The organism is Priestia sp. D51, assembly GCF_053345675.1.
The window spans coordinates 157,153-176,170 of record NZ_JBLTIR010000002.1; the positions used below are offsets into that span (position 1 = coordinate 157,153).

Annotated in this window: 22 protein-coding genes; 4 read left to right on the forward strand and 18 right to left on the reverse strand. The window is 38.8% G+C overall.

What is annotated here, in order from left to right; genetic code table 11:
- Positions 1 to 24 precede the first annotated feature (24 nt).
- From ACNHOZ_RS07465 to ACNHOZ_RS07500, 8 genes are all read right to left on the reverse strand, one after another.
- On the reverse strand, positions 25 to 1,215 hold the full coding sequence (locus ACNHOZ_RS07465) for an iron-containing alcohol dehydrogenase (protein WP_447697078.1): 1,191 nt from the start codon (positions 1,213 to 1,215) through the stop codon (positions 25 to 27).
- Positions 1,216 to 1,460: 245 nt separating this feature from the next.
- Positions 1,461 to 2,609, reverse strand: a complete 1,149-nt coding sequence (locus ACNHOZ_RS07470; RefSeq protein ID WP_447697079.1) for an ABC transporter permease — start codon at positions 2,607 to 2,609, stop codon at positions 1,461 to 1,463.
- 1 nt (position 2,610) lies between these two features.
- Positions 2,611 to 3,717 (reverse strand): ABC transporter permease, encoded by a 1,107-nt coding sequence (locus ACNHOZ_RS07475; RefSeq protein WP_063247854.1) that lies wholly within the window; start codon positions 3,715 to 3,717, stop codon positions 2,611 to 2,613.
- A 19-nt stretch (positions 3,718 to 3,736) separates the two neighbouring features.
- On the reverse strand, positions 3,737 to 4,675 hold the full coding sequence (locus tag ACNHOZ_RS07480; protein WP_028413090.1) for an ABC transporter ATP-binding protein: 939 nt from the start codon (positions 4,673 to 4,675) through the stop codon (positions 3,737 to 3,739).
- A 101-nt stretch (positions 4,676 to 4,776) separates the two neighbouring features.
- On the reverse strand, positions 4,777 to 5,895 hold the full coding sequence (locus tag ACNHOZ_RS07485) for a sensor histidine kinase (RefSeq protein WP_048019178.1): 1,119 nt from the start codon (positions 5,893 to 5,895) through the stop codon (positions 4,777 to 4,779).
- A gap of 4 nt (positions 5,896 to 5,899) precedes the next feature.
- Complete coding sequence (locus ACNHOZ_RS07490; RefSeq protein ID WP_028408271.1) at positions 5,900 to 6,538, reverse strand: response regulator; 639 nt, start codon at positions 6,536 to 6,538, stop codon at positions 5,900 to 5,902.
- A 167-nt stretch (positions 6,539 to 6,705) separates the two neighbouring features.
- Positions 6,706 to 7,941, reverse strand: coding sequence for a Zn-dependent hydrolase (locus tag ACNHOZ_RS07495; protein ID WP_048019177.1), 1,236 nt, complete (start codon positions 7,939 to 7,941; stop codon positions 6,706 to 6,708).
- A gap of 299 nt (positions 7,942 to 8,240) precedes the next feature.
- Positions 8,241 to 8,363: a hypothetical protein gene (locus ACNHOZ_RS07500; protein WP_013057357.1), complete on the reverse strand. Its 123-nt coding sequence runs from the start codon at positions 8,361 to 8,363 to the stop codon at positions 8,241 to 8,243.
- 292 nt (positions 8,364 to 8,655) lie between these two features.
- Between ACNHOZ_RS07500 and ACNHOZ_RS07505 the strand changes: the two genes are divergently transcribed.
- Both ACNHOZ_RS07505 and ACNHOZ_RS07510 read left to right on the forward strand, forming a co-directional pair.
- On the forward strand, positions 8,656 to 9,192 hold the full coding sequence (locus ACNHOZ_RS07505) for an IseA DL-endopeptidase inhibitor family protein (protein ID WP_014459798.1): 537 nt from the start codon (positions 8,656 to 8,658) through the stop codon (positions 9,190 to 9,192).
- Between the two features lie 154 nt (positions 9,193 to 9,346).
- A complete protein-coding gene (locus ACNHOZ_RS07510) occupies positions 9,347 to 10,933 on the forward strand; it encodes a glycosyltransferase family 39 protein (RefSeq protein ID WP_028413088.1) in 1,587 nt (528 codons plus the stop codon).
- A 40-nt stretch (positions 10,934 to 10,973) separates the two neighbouring features.
- Here ACNHOZ_RS07510 and ACNHOZ_RS07515 read toward each other — a convergent pair whose 3' ends face one another.
- A complete protein-coding gene (locus ACNHOZ_RS07515; protein ID WP_033579196.1) occupies positions 10,974 to 11,387 on the reverse strand; it encodes a GNAT family N-acetyltransferase in 414 nt (137 codons plus the stop codon).
- Positions 11,388 to 11,518: 131 nt separating this feature from the next.
- Positions 11,519 to 11,716, reverse strand: a complete 198-nt coding sequence (locus tag ACNHOZ_RS07520) for a hypothetical protein (protein ID WP_014459795.1) — start codon at positions 11,714 to 11,716, stop codon at positions 11,519 to 11,521.
- Between the two features lie 47 nt (positions 11,717 to 11,763).
- Between ACNHOZ_RS07520 and ACNHOZ_RS07525 the strand changes: the two genes are divergently transcribed.
- On the forward strand, positions 11,764 to 12,723 hold the full coding sequence (locus ACNHOZ_RS07525; RefSeq protein ID WP_394553683.1) for an aminoglycoside phosphotransferase family protein: 960 nt from the start codon (positions 11,764 to 11,766) through the stop codon (positions 12,721 to 12,723).
- A gap of 17 nt (positions 12,724 to 12,740) precedes the next feature.
- On the opposite strand, the gene ACNHOZ_RS07530 is transcribed toward ACNHOZ_RS07525, so the two are convergent.
- The 4 genes from ACNHOZ_RS07530 to ACNHOZ_RS07545 form a co-directional block, all read right to left on the reverse strand.
- Complete coding sequence (locus ACNHOZ_RS07530) at positions 12,741 to 13,736, reverse strand: LLM class flavin-dependent oxidoreductase (protein ID WP_394553685.1); 996 nt, start codon at positions 13,734 to 13,736, stop codon at positions 12,741 to 12,743.
- A gap of 14 nt (positions 13,737 to 13,750) precedes the next feature.
- Positions 13,751 to 14,035, reverse strand: coding sequence for a DUF3219 family protein (locus ACNHOZ_RS07535; protein WP_063247850.1), 285 nt, complete (start codon positions 14,033 to 14,035; stop codon positions 13,751 to 13,753).
- 134 nt (positions 14,036 to 14,169) lie between these two features.
- Positions 14,170 to 14,763, reverse strand: coding sequence for a DedA family protein (locus ACNHOZ_RS07540; protein ID WP_014459791.1), 594 nt, complete (start codon positions 14,761 to 14,763; stop codon positions 14,170 to 14,172).
- A gap of 94 nt (positions 14,764 to 14,857) precedes the next feature.
- Positions 14,858 to 15,577 (reverse strand): endonuclease V, encoded by a 720-nt coding sequence (locus tag ACNHOZ_RS07545; RefSeq protein WP_447697080.1) that lies wholly within the window; start codon positions 15,575 to 15,577, stop codon positions 14,858 to 14,860.
- Between the two features lie 268 nt (positions 15,578 to 15,845).
- Here ACNHOZ_RS07545 and ACNHOZ_RS07550 point away from each other — a divergent pair, with 268 nt between their 5' ends.
- A complete protein-coding gene (locus ACNHOZ_RS07550) occupies positions 15,846 to 16,721 on the forward strand; it encodes a glycerophosphodiester phosphodiesterase (RefSeq protein ID WP_063247847.1) in 876 nt (291 codons plus the stop codon).
- A gap of 34 nt (positions 16,722 to 16,755) precedes the next feature.
- Here the strand turns inward: ACNHOZ_RS07550 and ACNHOZ_RS07555 are convergent, their stop codons facing one another.
- The 4 genes from ACNHOZ_RS07555 to ACNHOZ_RS07570 all read right to left on the reverse strand — a co-directional run bounded on the left by ACNHOZ_RS07555 (position 16,756) and on the right by ACNHOZ_RS07570 (position 18,951).
- Positions 16,756 to 17,268 carry a hypothetical protein gene (locus ACNHOZ_RS07555; RefSeq protein WP_033579200.1) on the reverse strand — a complete coding sequence of 171 codons (513 nt, stop codon included), beginning with the start codon at positions 17,266 to 17,268 and terminating at the stop codon, positions 16,756 to 16,758.
- Between the two features lie 27 nt (positions 17,269 to 17,295).
- A complete protein-coding gene (locus tag ACNHOZ_RS07560; RefSeq protein ID WP_048019170.1) occupies positions 17,296 to 17,790 on the reverse strand; it encodes a hypothetical protein in 495 nt (164 codons plus the stop codon).
- Positions 17,791 to 17,844: 54 nt separating this feature from the next.
- A complete protein-coding gene (locus tag ACNHOZ_RS07565) occupies positions 17,845 to 18,375 on the reverse strand; it encodes an ankyrin repeat domain-containing protein (RefSeq protein ID WP_048019169.1) in 531 nt (176 codons plus the stop codon).
- 66 nt (positions 18,376 to 18,441) lie between these two features.
- On the reverse strand, positions 18,442 to 18,951 hold the full coding sequence (locus ACNHOZ_RS07570) for an Imm6 family immunity protein (protein WP_048019168.1): 510 nt from the start codon (positions 18,949 to 18,951) through the stop codon (positions 18,442 to 18,444).
- Positions 18,952 to 19,018 lie beyond the last annotated feature (67 nt).

The window sequence follows — 19,018 nt, forward strand, 5'->3', positions numbered from 1 at the left end:
CATTCAATTTGTCTTGAATTTATCTTATTTCTTATAAAGTGCAGACTCAAACTCATATTCATAGGACGTGTAATAAAGCTGAATAACTTCTTCTGCCGTCGGTACGATCGGATGATTAGCAGGACTTCCGCTTTGAATCGCATCCGCTGCCATTTTCTCAACCGCCGCGTAAAACAGCTGTCGATCAATGCCCCACGATTGAAGATTAGGAATCTCTAAGTCGATACAAAGCTGCTTAATGGCTTCAATTAACACATCTGCTCCTTCTTTTTTTGTATATGATACGTTCGGAAAAAGAGCTTGTCCTATTTCACCTAAACGATCGATTGAAGCCTCTTTTGTATAGTCCAAAACCGCAGGCAGGAGCATCGCGTTAGAAATACCGTGCGGCACATGGAATAACGCGCCAATAGGTCTTGACATACCGTGCACTAGAGCAACGGATGAATTTGAAAACGCCATCCCCGCAAGCATAGAAGCATAGGCCATTTCGTTTCTTGCTTGGACATTTTCTCCATTTCTGTACACAAGACGAATATTTTTCATAATTAACTCAATTGCTTGAAGCGCAAGTGAATCCGTAAAAGGATGTGCTTTTTTAGACAAATACGCTTCGACCGCATGACTGAGTGCATCAATTCCTGTAGCTGCCGTTACGTGTTTCGGACATGATAGCGTTAACAACGGATCAACAATGGCTGTATCAGGCAATAATTGAGGTCTTGCGAGCATCATTTTCACATCGTACGCCGTGTCTGTAATAACCGTCGCTTTCGTCACTTCTGAGCCGGTTCCGGCAGTCGTAGGCACCGCAATCAAAGGAAGAGGGCTACCTTGAAAATCTTGTTGATTTTGAAAATACGTTCGTAGATGCCCTTCATTTGTCATCATCACAGCAATCGTTTTCCCAGTATCGATACAGCTGCCTCCCCCTAAGGCAATAACCACATCGCACTGCTCCGTTTTGCATATGGCAAGCGCTTCATCTAGATGAATATCCGTTGGCTCTGAATTTACGCCTGTATACACGGCACAGTCCATGCCAGCTTCTGCTAAGTAACGACGACAAGTTTCTACATTGCCTGCTTTAGCCATAACGTCATCACTTATAAGCAATGCCTTTGTCCCAAGCAGTGCAGCCTGCTCTCCAATTTTAGAAAATGATCCTTCTCCATATAAAACCGTGCGTGGTACAAGTAGTTCATAAATTCCCACTGTTTTTCCCCCTTTGTTATCTCGCTGACAATCTCTCCTTCCGTCTTTTCATGCTGACTTATGTAAGCGATTTCATTTATTTGTGCAAAAAACCAACATGAACTTCGTTTTTCTCCCCTATTTATTCTCTTTTTGTATACCCCTTTCCTCTTTCATTCTAAAATTTCATCTTATATTTTTCAATCTTTTTTTGAAACTTTTTAAAAATTACAAAAAAAGCCAGAGGTATTCTCTGACTTTACCATTTAAATAAACTTTTGAACAGTATTATTTCGATTTAATTTATAAATCGATAGCAGGAAAAAAACGAGTGCAAAAGCTAGTAAAATGCTGATATTTAACCATAGGCTGCTTAATGCGGCTCCTTGCTGAACACTTTTCAACGTGCTTAATACCCACGTTTGAGGAAGAAAGTCGGCTATTTTCTGCATCACATCCGGCATAAATTCAGGAGGGAAAAAGCAACCTGACAGTAAACAAGTTGGCGTAATAATAAGCGTTTGAAGGCCGTTTGCCGCTTTTGAACTTTCTGTAAAAGCAACGATTACAAGCGACAAGCCGATGGCTACTAGCCCAAACAAAACTAAAATAAAAAATAGCTGCCACACGGGAATGTTCATATCTACGTGAAAAAGAGTCGTAATACAAACAAGTGTAATCATTACTTGCAAAGTTAATAAAATCATATTTGTCATAACATTAGATATCACGTATTGCCTTGCACTGACTGGCGAAGCTAGCAGTCTAAAATACGTGCGCTGCTCTTTTTCTTTTGTGATAAGAGCCGATAGATTTACGGCAGAAAAAAGCATAAACATAATTAAATACCCAATTGTCTGCTTGACAATGTTTTGATCGGTTCCTTTGTCTTCAAGTGCATGCGTAGAGACGTGGAATGGCGCTTTTTGATAACTCTCATACATTTGGTTAAACGCAGCGTCATTGCCGCCTGCTGCTTGATTAAGCGCAGAAACATTATCAATATATTGATACAAATAAGACTTAATAAAGCCCGTTACTTCTGCTCCTTTTATCGAAGTAATCGTAATATGATCTGGTTTGTTCGCTTTGACGCTTTCAAAAAACCCTTTTTCAAAAGTAATAACAGCATCAACTTTCTTTGACGTAATCTCATGATCCACTTCTTTGTCAGTGAGCATTTTAACATTTGTTTTATGCAGCCCTTTTAAAAACTGAACGGTGTCTTTTGAGATATCCGTTGAGTCGTGATTGACAACTCCGATATTCACCGAAGTCCCTGCTGTATTTCCATAAATAAGAACGGACATCAAAATACCTGCAATAGGCAAACCAATAACAAGCACAAGCGTCCTTTTGTTTCTAAGCAGCATATTTCTCAGCATATTTGTGACAAGCCACATGATATTTTTCATGTTATAACCCCTCTCTTTTTCTCAAAAGCACAATGGCTGTGCCCAAGAATAAAATAGAGAAGCCTACATTCAACCCGATAACTGAAAGAGAAGCGCCGATATCATTTGTATAAATCAATTTAATAAGTCCATTATTCATCCAGGTTAAAGGTGATACATTGACGAAGCCTTCTCCAGATCCATTTTGAAAATAGGTTCCTCCCACAATACACGACACTTGAATCACAACCATAATAATTGCTCTTGACGCCGCTTCCGTCTTCGTAAGGTAGCTAACTCCTAGTCCAAAGCTAATGGCAAAAAGAATTTGAGATACTAACATTACGAGTACTAAGAGTAAATGATCTCCCCAATTCGCATCAAAAAAATATTTAGTCGACATAATGACGACTAATACACAAATGGCGTGAACCAAAACAGTGCCTAAAATTTTCCCGACAAAAATTTCAGCGGTTTTAATCGGTGCGGCTACTAATCGAATTGCTGTATTTCGCATACGCTCTCCTCTAATTAAATAACTCGCTGAGATAGATCCGTACAAAACAATCATGGTGGTCATTGAAATAGCGTAGTAGTCTATTGAATTTGGCTGTTTTTGAGAATGAAGGGATGTTTCTTGAATATAGTCATGCTTAGACGCACGCAGCAGGTTCTCGACTTGCTGAGGATTTACTTTGGCCACTTCCATAGCCACGTTATACTTATCAACAAATGTACTTAACATACCTTGCACCACGTTAAATTCAATGCTGTTTTCTTCATTTCCGTAGAGATTAATGCCTCCGTCTTTCACTTCTACATAAGCTGTATAATGCTGCTCTTTTACTTCTTTTTTTCCATCTTGATCTTTTTTCAACGCTTTAAAGTGAATGCCCGATTTTTCTGCATGTGCAGCAAACTGCTTAAAAGCAGCAGATTCTTCATTACTTGTGTCGATTTTATAGAGAACATAGCTATCGTCTATCGTCATGTCGTTATTAAAGGCTTGAGACAAAGCTGTTCCTAAAATAAGGACAAGAGCTAGCGGAAAAAGAATCATAAAGATAAATGCACGCTTATCTCGCAGATCACTTTTCATTTCTTTCAAAGCAATTGCAATAATATTCATTCGCTATTCCTCCTTTCTTTTATAAATCTCTTAGACTGCGTCCTGTGAGCGTCAGAAAGACCGTCTCTAAATTAGGGGCTTGCTCCTTGACTGCTTTAATTTCGATATGATGCGTCATTAAATAATGAATGACCTTGTTTAAGTTATTCACTTCGGCGCTTGAATTAATTTTAATGATTCCATCTTCATACGTAACGGCTGTTACGCCTGGAATTTCCTTTAGACCGCTGCAATCTATATCGTCTGCTTCTTTTACTTCAATCCAAATATCTTTTGTATCGGTGATAATCGCTTTCAGCTGCTCTTTTGTTCCTTCAGCAATAATTTTGCCGTGATCAATAATTGCAATTTTTGTACATACCTCTTCTACTTCTTCCATATAGTGACTCGTATAAATGATTGTGCTTCCCATTTCATTTAGCTTTTTTACAGATGTTAAAATATAATTTCGCGACTGAGGATCAATGCCAACCGTCGGTTCATCCATAATGATCAGCTTAGGGCGATGAGCAATTGCGCATGCGATATTTAACCTTCTTTTCATTCCTCCTGAAAAGCTTTTCGGATACGCCTTTTGTTTATCTAAAAGCCCTACAAACGCTAAAGCTTCTTCGACTCGTTCGCTAAGAAGTGATCCTCTTAATCCGTAGAGTCCTGCAAAAAACTTCACATTTTCATAGGCTGTCAAATCTTCATAAATCGCTAAGTCCTGCGGAACAATTCCGATGTTCATCTTTGCGAAATTTCGGTGTTTCTTTATATTTTTCCCAAGTACTTCAATATCGCCGCTGTTGCTTTGAAGAAGACTAGCTACCATATGAATCGTTGTGCTTTTTCCTGCTCCGTTTGTTCCTAAAAACCCAAATATATCTCCTTCTTCTACTTGTAAAGATAAATTATCTACCGCAATAAAATCTCCAAATTTCTTTGTTAATTTTTGAATGGATAATACGTTCATCATTTCACCTCTAGTGTGTTGGTATATCCTTATTTTATGAAAAAAAGGCAAACTTACGTCAGTGCATAAGTTCACCTTTTCCCCATGAGAAATCTCATTATTTACGTATGAAGTTTCTCACCTATCGGCAGCAGTGTGGTAACAGAAAATCCGTTTGCTCCGTCAACAATCACCGTTCCGTTAATGGAAGCAGCGCGCTCTTCCATTCCTGCTATGCCAAGTCCTTTTTGAAACAAGTGAGCGCCTTTTCCATTGTCTTTGACTTCTACTTTCACCATTTTATTTAGTACGTGAAGCTCAATGGCAATCATCGTTGCTTCTGCATATTTTAAAGCGTTTGTAATAGCTTCTGTTATATTTTCATGAATAATTTTCCACTGAAGAGGCGTGATAAGATCTAAATTCCCTTTGTATACAAGAGGCATTGCGATACTATGCTTAGCCTCAAATTCACCAATAAATAATTTAAGACGGCTGATTCCTATTTGCTCAGCGGGAGGCTTTATACTTTTTAACGTTAACCTAATTTCTTCAATGCCTTCTTTCGAAATCGTAATCGCATTTTGAAGAAGAGACAGCGCTTTTTCCTCGTCTTGCTTCATTACGTGCTTTGCTGCCTCCATTTGAATAAGTGCTCCTGTCATTGAATGACCAATCTTATCATGAATTTCCTGCGATAGTCGATTTCGCTCTTCTAATTTTGAAGCATATTGAGACTGTCTCACATACTCTTTATTTTCATTCACGTGCTTTTGCAGCTTTTGCATACTTACTCTCATTTCATCAAGCTTTTGTTCATAATTGTTTGTCCGCTTTTGATAGATAGCTGCTCCTGTGTAAATAAAAAAAGTAAACGCAGCGACTAACACATACAGAGCTCTAATATCAGAGGGAACTAGCAGCACTGGAAGCAATACAAGCAGCACCATCCATTTTTTTACGATTGATTCTCCAATAAGCTCACAAAGGTTTAGCGGCAAAAGAAGAAAAAACAAAGGATGAAGTTGATACGCACAATATAGAATAAGGACAATTGAAAAAGCAATAAGCATGCGCTTGAACGCGCTCTTTTTCACAATAGACGCGGCGATATTAACACAGCTGTAAAGAAGCAGTGCTAACACAATAGCTGAAATCGAGTGTACATAATTAAACTGAATGTACGTAATAGCCAAAAACAGCATGAGGATGAGCTTGGTCATCATTAATCCGACTTCCATAGTCCTACTTCCCTTTACCGGTTAAATAGTAAATAGCAATTTGAGTACGGTGCTCAAGTCCCGTTTTACTTAAAATCGAACTAATATAGTTTGCTACGGTACCTTCTGAAATAAAAAGCGTTTTAGAAATTTCTTTATTTGAAAGCCCCTTGGCAATCAGCGTCATAATGCTCGTTTCACGCTCGGTAAACTGTGTCATATCCGCTTTGGACTCGCGCTCAGTTGCAGCGTTTAAACTTGATTTAATTTTATCAAGCACAACATCTTGCAGCACCGTATGTCCGTTGAACACACTTTTGATTGCGTCTCGAATGCGCTCTGGCTCTGTATTTTTTAACAAGTAGCCTTTAGCTCCGTTTTTTACAGCATCAATAATATATTCATCGTCATCAAACGTAGTTAAAATAAGCGGCTTTGCTTTCGTTGACTCTGAAATAAGCTTTGTAGCCTCTACACCGTCCATAACAGGCATTCTTACATCTAACAATGCAATATCGACGGAGTGATTCTTGCAATATTGAACGGCTTCTTGACCATCTTTTAACGTAGCGACAACGTCGAATTCCTCGTATGTATTTAATATAATTTTCATTCCTTCTCGAATAAACGAATTATCATCTGCAATAATAATAGTAATTTTCATTTCTGCAAGTGAGAAGATCTCACTTTTTTTCACATCCTTTTTTCACATCCATCCCGATGCTTCTCATTTATTGTAGCCATAATAAACCAAAAGTTCAATGCGATAGTTCGCAGTCTTTCTAAGCACTAAAAAAGAGCAAACCTCCGCAGGTTTACTCTTTCGTCCTGTTACTTCTGAGCTAACTTCATCACCGTCTCTAAAAGTACGTTTACACCTTTTTCGCATTCTTCCCAAGGAGTGAACTCTTCTTCACAGTGACTTTTTCCGTTTACGCTCGGAATAAAAATCATAGCCGTCGGAATATAGCTAGCTAAAAACTGTGCGTCATGTCCAGCTCCGCTGACCATTCGCTTGTAGGAATACCCTAGCGAACGAACCGACTCTTCCACTTCATCACAAACCGTTTTATCAAACCACACGGTATCGCGTCCCCAAAGCTTGGTCACCCGCACTTCGCACCCTTCTAACAGCTCCGCTTGATCAGGCAGTGATTGAATAATTTTTTCCACGGATGCAATGACATCTTCATCCGTATGTCTCGCTTCAAGCGAAAAAATCACTTTATTTGGAATAACGGTATGAATATTAGGCAGTACGTTCATACGACCCATTGTATAGACTAAATTTGAATCCAATCTGCCGAGCTCATGACGAGCTTCAGCAATCAGGTTATTAGTTGCAAATAGCGCATCTTTCCGCATATCCATCGGCGTCGTCCCGGCGTGATCTGACTCCCCCGTAACTTCAATTTCATAGCATACCATTCCGAGCACGCACTCGACTACACCAATTGATTTGGCTTCTCTTTCTAAAATAGGCCCTTGCTCAATATGTAATTCTACAAATGCCGATGCTTCAGTAAGACGGTTACTTCTATCGCCTTCATATCCGCATGATTGAAGGGCTTGCTTAAACATCACGCCGTCAACATCTGTCTTCTTCATCATAACGTCTTTTTGAAACTTGCCCGATAAAATACCTGAAGCCATCATAGAAGGCTCAAAACGCGCTCCTTCTTCATTCGTAAAGTTAACAATCATAATCGGCACCTTCGGCTTAATATTATGTTCAACCAGCGTCCTTACTAACTCTAACCCTGCAACTACACCGAGGATTCCATCAAACCTTCCGCCTTTTTTTACGCTGTCCATGTGTGAGCCAATCACAACAGGCGGCTTATCTTCTAGTCCTTCAAGCGTGGCGTAAATACATCCAAGGTCATCGATTTTAATATCCATTCCAAGATCCCGGCAGCATGAGCAAAAATAATCTCGTGCTAGGCGATCTTCTTCTGACAGCGCTAGGCGGGTTACACCGTTATTAGGTGTTCGTCCATAATCGGCAAATCGTTCAAGCGTATTTTTTAACCTTTCTCCATTCACTGCTACTTTTTGTCGTTGCAACTCAACCACTCTCCTCATTATTTGGTTATAAAGTGCGTCTAAGATGCTGTGTTAATGAATATCATTCATTATGACATAAAATAGGCGATATCACTTGAAGTCTGTTAGAACCCCTTCCATTGTTTTTGTAATGAAAGTGCGCAGCTTGCCTTATGTATCTATTAGCTTCAAAACGTAAATTTCCTGCTTTTTTCTATGAATAATGCACGCGTTATTTATGCATTTTTATTATAAAAATAGCGATAGGTTTTTTTCAAAAAAAAGAGAATTAGTTATTATACTAACTCTCCTCTACACACTTACTTTTTATTTGCTTTCTTCGCAATCGCAATCATTGTAGCCAAAACACCAACTGTAATAATCACAATAGCAATTACGGCAGTGGTAATAATAATTCCTGATGTCACTTCTGAAACACCCATTAGTTTACGTTCTCCTTTTGTGCCTGACCTATTTATCTAAATCAGCATATTGATCGATTTATTCCTATTATATACGAACTTGTAAAGCGACGAAATATGTGACACATAATTGACATACTGTTTATATGTTTTCTTTTAATTCTACGTTTTATTTAAGAAAATACGGGAATAATTCAAACATATATAAGAAATACTCTTTATTTCTTTAAAGAAGTATTGTAATATAAATGTAACAATTGTAATATTAACAGCATGAATGTTACATATATTTCAATGAATGAGTAGGAGGGAAATGGAAATGAAAAAATTTGGAATAATCTTAGCATCACTTGCTCTTTTCTTTTCACTAAGCACAGGAGTTACAGCTCAAGCAGCATCACAAAATCTATCAACGACTAATGCGGTAAAAATTGCAGCAAACGCAAGCAACCATTTCTGGAATGCACTTCATGGATCTAAAGGTAATTTATGTACTCAAAAAACATTTAATTATAAAGGCACTCAGTACTCATATCTTTGTCAAGATTTTAATACAAAAAGCAAACTAGTAAGCTACTTATCTGAAACGTTTACAAACAGTGCTATTCAAAAAGGATTAACAAATTATCGCTACATCACATATAACGGAAAGCTTGCTCGTCCTGTCGGTGACGGATTCAGCATGCTAGAGTGGAACAAAGCAAAAGCAAAACTAACTTATCAGCGCGCCGATGTTCGCTCTTATCAATTTACGGTTCCAACAGTTGACGGAGGAAGTGTAAAACGCACCGTTACATTTTATAAATCTGGTTCACAATGGAAAGTAAATAAGTTTGATGCTGTACTATAAGCAATATAAAAAACAAGGTCTTCTAAGGCCTTGTTTTTTTATGCTCTCTCTTCCGCTCTTTATTAAAGAAGTTTCACTTTATTTTCACCAACTCCCCTTATAGTATGGAGACACACTACTACTTATTCGATACATTGTCATCGGAGGATTTTATATGAACATACTACAAAAAAGAACGGCTTTTATCGTAACGGCAGCTTTTCTTTTAGCATTTGTTTTCAGTATCGTTTCACTATCACACTATAAAGGAGAAGAACATTTATTTTCAATTCAAGAAAGTCATCAGTTAAAAAAGATTACGAATGGTATATCTGCTCTTGATAATAACTCAAGAGATCATCGTCTTCCTTCAGGAAACGGTCCTGCTTCACCCAGCAATTCCGGAGAACACGTAACGCCTTTTCATAATCTATCTATGGATAACGGTGCCGGAAGTCAAGGAGCTAATAAAGACTATGAAACGCCGCTAGCTCTTTATACGGTGGGCTTTTTTATAGCAGCAGCTTTCGTTTACGGATTAGTAAAGAAAAAGAAATGGCATCATTCGATAGGGCATTCTCGCGTTATTTTATGGTCATTACTTGGCACTGGTTTATTTATTCGGATTGCGCTGATTCCGTGGGTAGGCTCTCATATGGATGCGTCGCTTTTCAAAAACTGGGCATCGGTTGCGGCTAATCATTTTTCAAATTTCTACGCTAAAAGCGGAAGCGATTATCCGCCGTTTTATATTTATATCTTGTTTATCGTTGGGAAAGTTGGCAGTTTACCGGATTTTCAGCAGTATTTTTCGCTGTTGATTAAAATTCCGCCTATTTTAGCAGATGTTGTCACATCTTATTTACTCTATCGTTTAGCTCGTAAATACTTGGCACCTTCTTTTGCATACCTGTTAGCAATTGGGTATTTATTTAATCCGGCCATTTTAGTTAATTCAACGTTTTGGGGACAAGTGGATTCATTTTTCACTTTACTTATTGTCCTAGCCATTGTAATGATTACGGAAAAACGAATTTACGCGTCGGCCGTTATTTTTACAGCAGCGGTCTTAATGAAGCCGCAGGCGATTATTATCCTGCCTATTTTGTTTTTCGAGCTCATTCGCCTGAAGCAAGTGAAGCATTTCTTCGGCATTGCTTTAACGGCGGCTTTCACTGCTGGGGTGATTTTATTGCCTTTTTCAGTCGGAAAAAGTCCAACGTGGATTATTGATTTATTTTCATCCACCATTGGAGAGTACCCGTATGCTTCTGTTAACGCCTACAACTTTTATAGTTTAATAGGCGCAAACTATAAAGACAGCTCTGCAACGCTGCTGTTTTTCAGCTATCATACGTGGGGACTTATTTTTATCGTCGCGACAACTATTTTTTCTTGGCTTATTTATATAAAAGGACGGAGCTTTAAATACGCCGCTCTTGCAGCGCTTATTCAAATTTCAGGGGTATTTACGTTTTCTTCAAGCATGCATGAACGCTACTTATTTCCAGCAGCAGCGCTTGCTTTAGTGGCTTATATTTATTTAAAAGACAAAAATTTGCTTTACTTATCCCTTGGATTTAGCATCAGTATTTTTATGAACACTTTTTTTGTTTTATACGGCGACAGTAATATGCAAAACAGCACGTCATACCCGTTTTCTATGTTTGCTACATCGATGCTAAACGTTTTGCTTGTTGTTTATTTAGTAAAAGTTGCTTGGAATTTAGTCCAAAAAAGTACGGTTTTAAAAACGGCATAATACAAAAAGCTCAGTGAGTATGATTGATCACTGAGCTTTTTTACATAACAAGCGACATGCCTGGCGCGTCTTCTTCTCTTTCTTGAAATCCTAATTTTTTATAAAAATGATGCTTTCCTTTTGCTGCAAACAGCTGAATCGATTCAATTCCGCTTTCTTGGCATTTCGTCAACAGCTCTTGAATAATTTGCTTTCCAAGTCCTTTGTTTTGGTACGAGGGATCAACCATCACGTCGCAAATAAGCGCTTGGTAAATTCCGTCTGAAATCATACGACCGAATGCAATCAATTGTTCATTATCATAAATACCGACTCTAAACCAGCTGTTGGCTGCCGCTTCAAACAGCTGTTCTTTTGTATAATTGCCTTTTTTACTTTTATGTAATCCGCTCGCTTCATGCAAAGCAGCAAACTGCTCAAATAACGGAACCTCTTTTTTTATTACGTAAGACACGTTCATTCTCCTCTCAATACCGTTGCTTTCTATATTATATTTATACATCAAAAAGAATAATAATTCAACATTTTTATCTAGTTATCTTGTTACCCTTTCTCCAAATAAAAAAACTGCCAAACGGCAGTTTTTTAGGCCTGTGCTGATTTTTTTCGTTTTTTAAGATCAATTCCTGCTATAATAAGCAAAATGATTCCAAGAGCAATCATGATTTTACTCACTGTTTCTACCCACTCAGGTGCGCTTCCAGCAAGTAAAAGTGAAAATCCAATGATATAAATAGGAAACCCAACGAGAGCCCAAGGGGATTTCACCTTCTTTTTCTTCATATGTACGATCTCCTCTTTCTTTACAGATTCTATGTAGGCTGTATATGATGAGTTTATCAGAAAAATTTGGAAACGACAAAGGAGATAAACGCATGTATACGCTGCCTCAAACATTTTGTGATACAATTACTCACCTTTACCCTCATAAAAGCCAAAAGTGGCTCGCTGACTTCCCTCAGCTGATTCGCTACTGCGAACAGCGCTGGCATATCACCATTCACAGTCACTTTCCCCTTTCTTACCACTTTGTTGCTCCTGCGCGCAAAGCAGATGGAAGCGAACTAGTTGTCAAATTTTTTGTAGAGCCTTCAGAGCTGCTTCATGAGCAAGAAGCACTGACAGCACTAGCTGGTGAGAACACGGTAAAAATAGTGGACAGTGATGCTAAAAAAGGTATTTTACTGGTTGAAAAGCTATCTCCCGGATGCCCGCTTTCCTCTTTATCAACTAAAGAAGAAGCTGCGTTAATCGCTGCTAGGCTTATGAAATCTCTGTGGCGCATGCCTCACTCGGACTCCACTATCGAAACAGCCGTTAAAAGAGAGAAACAGCTTCGAGAGTATACACAAATGTATCCAAGTGGCATTGATTTTCTTTCTTCTGAAACGCTTCAACACGCGCTATCCGTTTTCTCTGAATTAAACCGCACTTCTCAGCAGCTTTTTTTGCTTCACGGAGACTTGCATCATGATAACATCTTACAGTCTGGTGAAGCATGGAAAATAATTGACCCAAAAGGGTTAATTGGAGAAAAAGAGTACGAAATCATCCCTTTTCTTTTAAATCATTTACCTAAGACAAACGTGGCAGAGACAATTGACCATCGAATCAATATATTTGTAAAAGAACTGAACGTAAGTAAAAAACGCATTTTACTGTGGGGATATGCTCATTCTGTACTAGCCACGTGCTGGTTAATAGAGGACCGCCAAAACACCGCTTCTTTTTTACGTGCTATAAAAGCATTTCAGCACTTATTTGAGTACTATTACGGGCATAAAAAATAAGAGCCGACATTTGGCTCTTATTTTTTGCATTTCTCTGCGACAAGCTCATATGATTTTAATCGGTCAGCCGGATCATGCGTAATGGTGACAAGCATGAGTTCATCCGCTCCGTAGCGTGCTTGAACTTCTTGAAGACGGACGTATACTTCTTCTGGATTTCCGATAATCATGGCTTCTTTCATCTTCTTCATTTTTTTCTCTTCTTCTTCTGTAAGCGGATAGCTGGCCGCTTCTTCAATAGAAGGCACGCCTTTTGCTTCCATTTTATCCTGCTGAATTTTCCATACGAGTGAGCTCGTTGCGATGCGATGGGCTTGCTCGGTTGTTTCTGCGCAAATGACCGATACAGTGACAATTGCATAGGGCTGATCTCCGCTCCGCCTTGGCTGAAATGCCTGCTTGTACTGATCAATAATAGCTGAACCGTCTTGTTCACTCATAAACTGTCCAAACGTATAGGCCATTCCGTTTCTAGCAGCGAGCTCGGCACTTTTTTTACTTGTGCCAAGCAGCCACGGTTCTGGAGAGACAGGCGGAAGCGGCGAAGCTGAAAGCTTGGCGTATTCATGTTCAGCTGGAAATTTATCGTCTAAAAACTGCAGAAGCTCTTCAACAAGTTCAGGCATTTTAAATACTTGCTGCAAGAAGTTATCCGACAGCGCATTTGTTGCTTCAGCCGATCCACCCGGCGCGCGCCCAATCCCTAAATCAACGCGCCCTGGAAACAGCGTTGCGAGCATGTTATACGTTTCCGCTACTTTATACGGCTTGTAGTGAGGCAGCAGCACCGCTCCCGATCCAATTCGAATTCTATTAGTTTGTGCGCCGATATAGCCAAGCATCACTTCAGGAGCCGAACAGGCAAGTCCAGACAAATCATGGTGCTCTGCAATCCAGTAGCGCTCATAGCCAAGCTTGTCACCAGCCTTGGCCAGCTGCATGGATGCTTCTAACGCTTCCGCTGGAGTCTGATGGGATGAAACGGGCGATTGGTCAAGTATACTTACTTTCATCACGCATCTGCTCCTTATTCGTTCACTTCAATTAAACTTAATGAAAAATCCCCTACCTGGCCTTTTTCATATAAATTTGTAAAAGACGTAGAGTACTGATGAATCGTTCCTTGGAAATCCAGATCTTCTTCTGGGACATTTACATGAAAAGTACCTTTATATAAAAGTGTAGTAATATCATGATATTCCTCACTTGTTACTTTAAAATCAACTGAAACTTTTGTTTTGCCTTTTACAATTTCTTGTTCATAGCTGTAAATTTGAATAGGCATATCATTTAATACAATTTCTTGTACCACGTTAAATCGTCTCCTTTTTTAGTGCGTATGAAAAATAATAGCACTTGAAGAAGTCATGAGCAAATAAAAGAGCTTCTGGTTGCGCATGCAAAAAAAGCATGGCTTTTCGCCATGCTTGTAGTCCAAAAACGATCTTATACGCGCTTTGTACGCGTGCGTTTGAATACGAAATAAAGAACAATAATCACAAATGCCGCAACTACAAACGGAAGCGTATATTTGCTTGCTACGTCTTCAATGTTCGCCCAGTTCTCGCCTAGCTTTCCGCCTAAGTAAATAAATAAAATCGACCAAGGAATCATCGCTAACACGGTTAAAGACGTAAACTTCCAAAACGGCATTTTAGCAATACCTGCAGGGATCGAAATCGCGTGTCGAACAACCGGGACAAAACGAGCGGAGAAAACCACGCCCGCGCCGTATTTATTAAACCAGTTTTCCGCAAGGTCGATATGCTTATCATGAATAAATAAGTACTTGCCGTATTTTTGAAGAAACGGACGTCCTCCGTAGGCTCCAATCCAATATAAAAACCACTGTGCAATCGTTCCGCCAATAATTCCGGCAATGACTGCTCCTGGAAAACTAATCATGCCTTGAGAAATCATATACCCCCCGTAGGCTAGTACAATTTCACTTGGAATGATTTCAATCATTAAGCCGAGCGCAATACCTAAATAGCCAAGGCTCGTTAAAAAATCCAAAATACTCGTAATAAATGAACTCACCTTTAATCACCTTACTCATTCTTTAATAATTTTACACTACTACTATATTCCAACCATCAGTATAAAAGGAAACTATGAACTCATTATGAACAGCTTACTTCCCCGTTGACTGCCGGTACCTTTTCCGCAGCTCATGCGTATGCAGATCCGCTAGGCGGACCGGAATCGGAAGCTTACTTTCTTTTGAAATAAAATGCATCATAAGCTGATATGACATGTCCAAATCAATATAGTTTCCGCACGACAGAAAAATAGGCTTTACCCCTTTGGCTGTCTTTACTACTCTACCATAAACTTCGCCATCAATCACAATATCTTCATAAGCGCCCTCTGTATCTTCAGGCATAACGTAATCATGTCCCTTGATCTTTAAATAGCTTTTCCCTATTCCAACGGTAGGTTTATTGAGAAAAAACGAAGCATGTGTGGCTACTCCCATGTGCTCATAGTGCAAATATCCGTTGCCATCAAATAAAAACACGTCGGGCTCTACCTGAAGTTTTTTAGCCGCTTCAAGAATTAAAGGAAGCTCTCGAAAAGCTAGAAACCCAGGAAGATAAGGAACCGTTACTTCTCCTACACTGTGCACTTTTTCCACAATGCTTTTCGTCTGATAATCAACCACTACAATGCTGCAAGCTCCGTAAGATATGCCGTTTTCTTCCCAATACGCAACATCAACACCAGCACAGTTATGTATATGCGTCATTTTGACGCCTGATGTTAAATCAATTTGTGCTTTTAGCTTTTGCTGAAGCGTCCGGCACTCCTCTTTCGTTTGCATCGTAAACGTATGTATATACTGAATATCCATGTTCCATTCCTTTCATTGACTGACTCACCTATTATACAACTATTTTCTAAGAAATTCCTATTCTTTTTTTCACACCTTCTATTATAGCGCTGTTTCCTTAACGTTTGATTAAAATTCCTATTCGTTTACGCATTTTTTGTAAACATCATCATGAAAAAATCCCTATTTTTCTTTACGAAATGTCAACGTTTTCTACACACTTCCTCTATATCAGCATCACATTTTTTCGTTACGCTATTTCTATACCAACGCATAGGAGAGAAATGTGATGAAAAAATATTTAGCTGGTTTAAGCGCCGTCGCCTTGTTATGCTGTTCAATCGCCTCTTCTGCTTTTGCACGCACGGAAGAAAAACTCACAAATATCGCGCACCGAGGAGCCTCTGCCTACGCACCTGAAAATACAATGGCTGCTTTTCACCAAGCGCTAGAAATGAATGCGGATTACATTGAACTTGACGTGCAGCAAAGCAAAGACGGTGTACTCGTTATTATGCATGACCGTACCGTAGACCGAACGACAAACGGAAGCGGACACATTCGAGAGTTAACGTACGCGGAGCTTCAGCGCTTGGACGCAGGAAGCTGGAAAGGGGATTCTTTTACGAATGAAAAAATTCCAACTCTTTCGCAAGTATTAGATGAATTTCAAGGAAAAATCGGTATATTAATAGAATTAAAAGCGCCGGAACTTTATCCTGGAATTGAAAAAAAAGTAGCTTTTGAAATCAACAAGCGACAGCTCGATCACGTTATCATTCAGTCTTTTAACGTTTCATCCATGAAAAAAATGCATGAGCTTCTCCCAAACGTTCCTATAGGCATACTAACTTCTTCACAGCGAGACGCAAGCCCAAATTCAATCCAGCAATTCGCCGCTTTTGCCACTTACTTTAACCCGTCTTATGACATCCTAACGCCTGCTCTTATCCACCAAGTCCATTCTGCCGGAATGAAAATATCACCGTGGTCTGGAACCAAGCGGCTTACCGCTTCATTTTTGTGGAAAACAAAAAGTGACGGAGTGATTACAAATTATCCTGATGAAGTGAATTGGGTGCAAACATCAAGTGCTATCGGACAACAGCTCGAAAAAGGAAGCGCACGCCGAGTAATTACACTTGCCGTCACAATGTGGCCATAGTTCCTGTAATCTTTTACTAGTAACCTCGTCTTCCTTACTGCCTTTTTAACGCTTCGATACGTTTGATTTCACTGAAATACCGAAAGTTCCCTTTAAAACATCTCTCCATCGTTTTAAAAAACTGCTCCGCTCCTCCTAACACCACCATAAAAAAGTCTTGTTTTGGAAGCACTGCTTTTACAGGAGGAGATGTATGCAAGGTATACAGTACAAACTGTTCAGAAGCCGATTTTAAGGTTAATACTAACGGTTGATCTGGAAAATTCATCTCTCCATATCCGGTCTCTTTTAAACTCTCCATTGCATCCAACAAATAAAGCCACATCCCATCTATAACATCCCATGCAGATGCATCAAGAAGCGGCTCACCGTAGTATTCAAGCTTAATAGCTCCTTCAAGGCAAGTAAAATCAAACTGATTACCGTAACGAATGAGTTCTTCTTCGTTCGATATATCGATAAAATAGTGCGATTCCTTTTCATATAGAGATGATAAATCCGTAATCAAAATACCTGGACGCTTAATGAATGTTTGAACACGAAACAACATTATCCCTCCATGCCCTGTTTGCTTTCACAGCTCAAATAAATTTTCTCCGTCCTTATTTACCCAATACTTTTCTATTTTTGGAATCAAACCTGTAAAGTCTTTATACGTTCCTTTCCAATCACTTGGAACATATTCTTCAAATGAAGCCGGTTCAGGAAACAGTGAGTAGAACGTCTTTTGATCAAAGTCCACCAAAAACGAAGGGCTAAAGTCTAATACGTCTTCTTCATCTACGCTTTCTATTTTATCTTCAAACAGCTTTAAAAGAGTAGCTGCATCTGCTTGATACGACTCTATACGTTTTAAAAAAAGCTCAGCATTTTCATTGCTGAGAACTTCGATCCCTTTTCGTTCAGGTTCGATGTATTCATTAACCGCTGAATCACCTTCATTTTCAAAAGCTTGTGCAAACTTTACATAATCCAAATACCATAGCTCTCGATCGGTCACATACCATTGAAACTGCTTTTTATGTACTACTCCGACAATTACGTTTTCAGCATATATGGGTTCTAGTATGAGATGGACCCTCCTTGCTTTTATTAGCTTTGTGGCCTGTTATATACGATTTAATTAATCTTTAAGCACTCTCTTTTGTACTTTTTCATTCAGCTTTCGTTTTAAATATTCAGCAATTTCTATTTGTCCAAATTCCTTAGCATATCGGTACGCATCCATCTCTTTAATATTCTCACCGGTATATTGAACGGAAATATCTATACCTTGATCAACTAGATGTTCAACTACCTCTTTATGACCACCGTAAATTGCTGCGAATAATGGATTTCTTTTTGCTGAGCTTACATCTAATTCTGCTCCAGATTGGATTAAGTACTGTACTATTTCTACATGCCCCTCACCTGCTGCCACTCGTAAGGCAGAAGCATCAAATATATCCCCTTTTATATTTACATCGATTCCTTTATGCACTAGATACTCTACTATTTCCATCTGTCCTTTTTTTGCTGCTATATGCAACCAGCTACCAAATGGAGTCATGGTGTGTAGAATTGCTTTATTACTACCTATTAATTCTTTGACTGAGTTAATGTCACCACGTTTAATTGCATTTCTTATTGCTTTATTGACACTGTTTTTCTCCAAAGCATATCCCCCTTAATTTAGCTGTTTCTACCGTTTTTACTTTTAAATAGTTGTGGTCAGTGAACTTCACTGTCGTACTTGTAGTTCTTTTAAGACTTTTGTTCGCAGATCATTCACTGTTTTCCTATTCTTATCATCATTTAATAAAGAAGTTAATCTTTCTATGTAACTATCCGCATTCTCTATACATCTTTCAAAACCATTTATAAAATGCTCTACTAATTTATCATTAACTAAAGCAATGGGTTCGGGATAATATTCCACGCCTTCTCTTTCAAATGCTTTTCTACTAGTATAGGCAACTGCATCAATAATACAGTCCCAGGCTATAACATCTGTTTTATTATCTGACGTCTCTTGAATTATTGTGATACCATTTTCCTCGTGATCTAATAATTCATAAAGAGTATCTCCACTATTTTCTTTGTCTTTTAACCATTCCCAGCATTTACATATAACTTTCCGAGCTGAAATTTGATCTTCCGTACGAGAAAGTACCGGTACTACTTTTTCTGAAAGTGCCAGAAAAAATATCACTTTATCATGTTCTAAACTATTGAAATTAGCATTAGTCATTCTTAAACTCCGTTTCCACTTCTCTCACTATGATGAGCTTAACTCCTCCGTCTATATATCTTTTGCT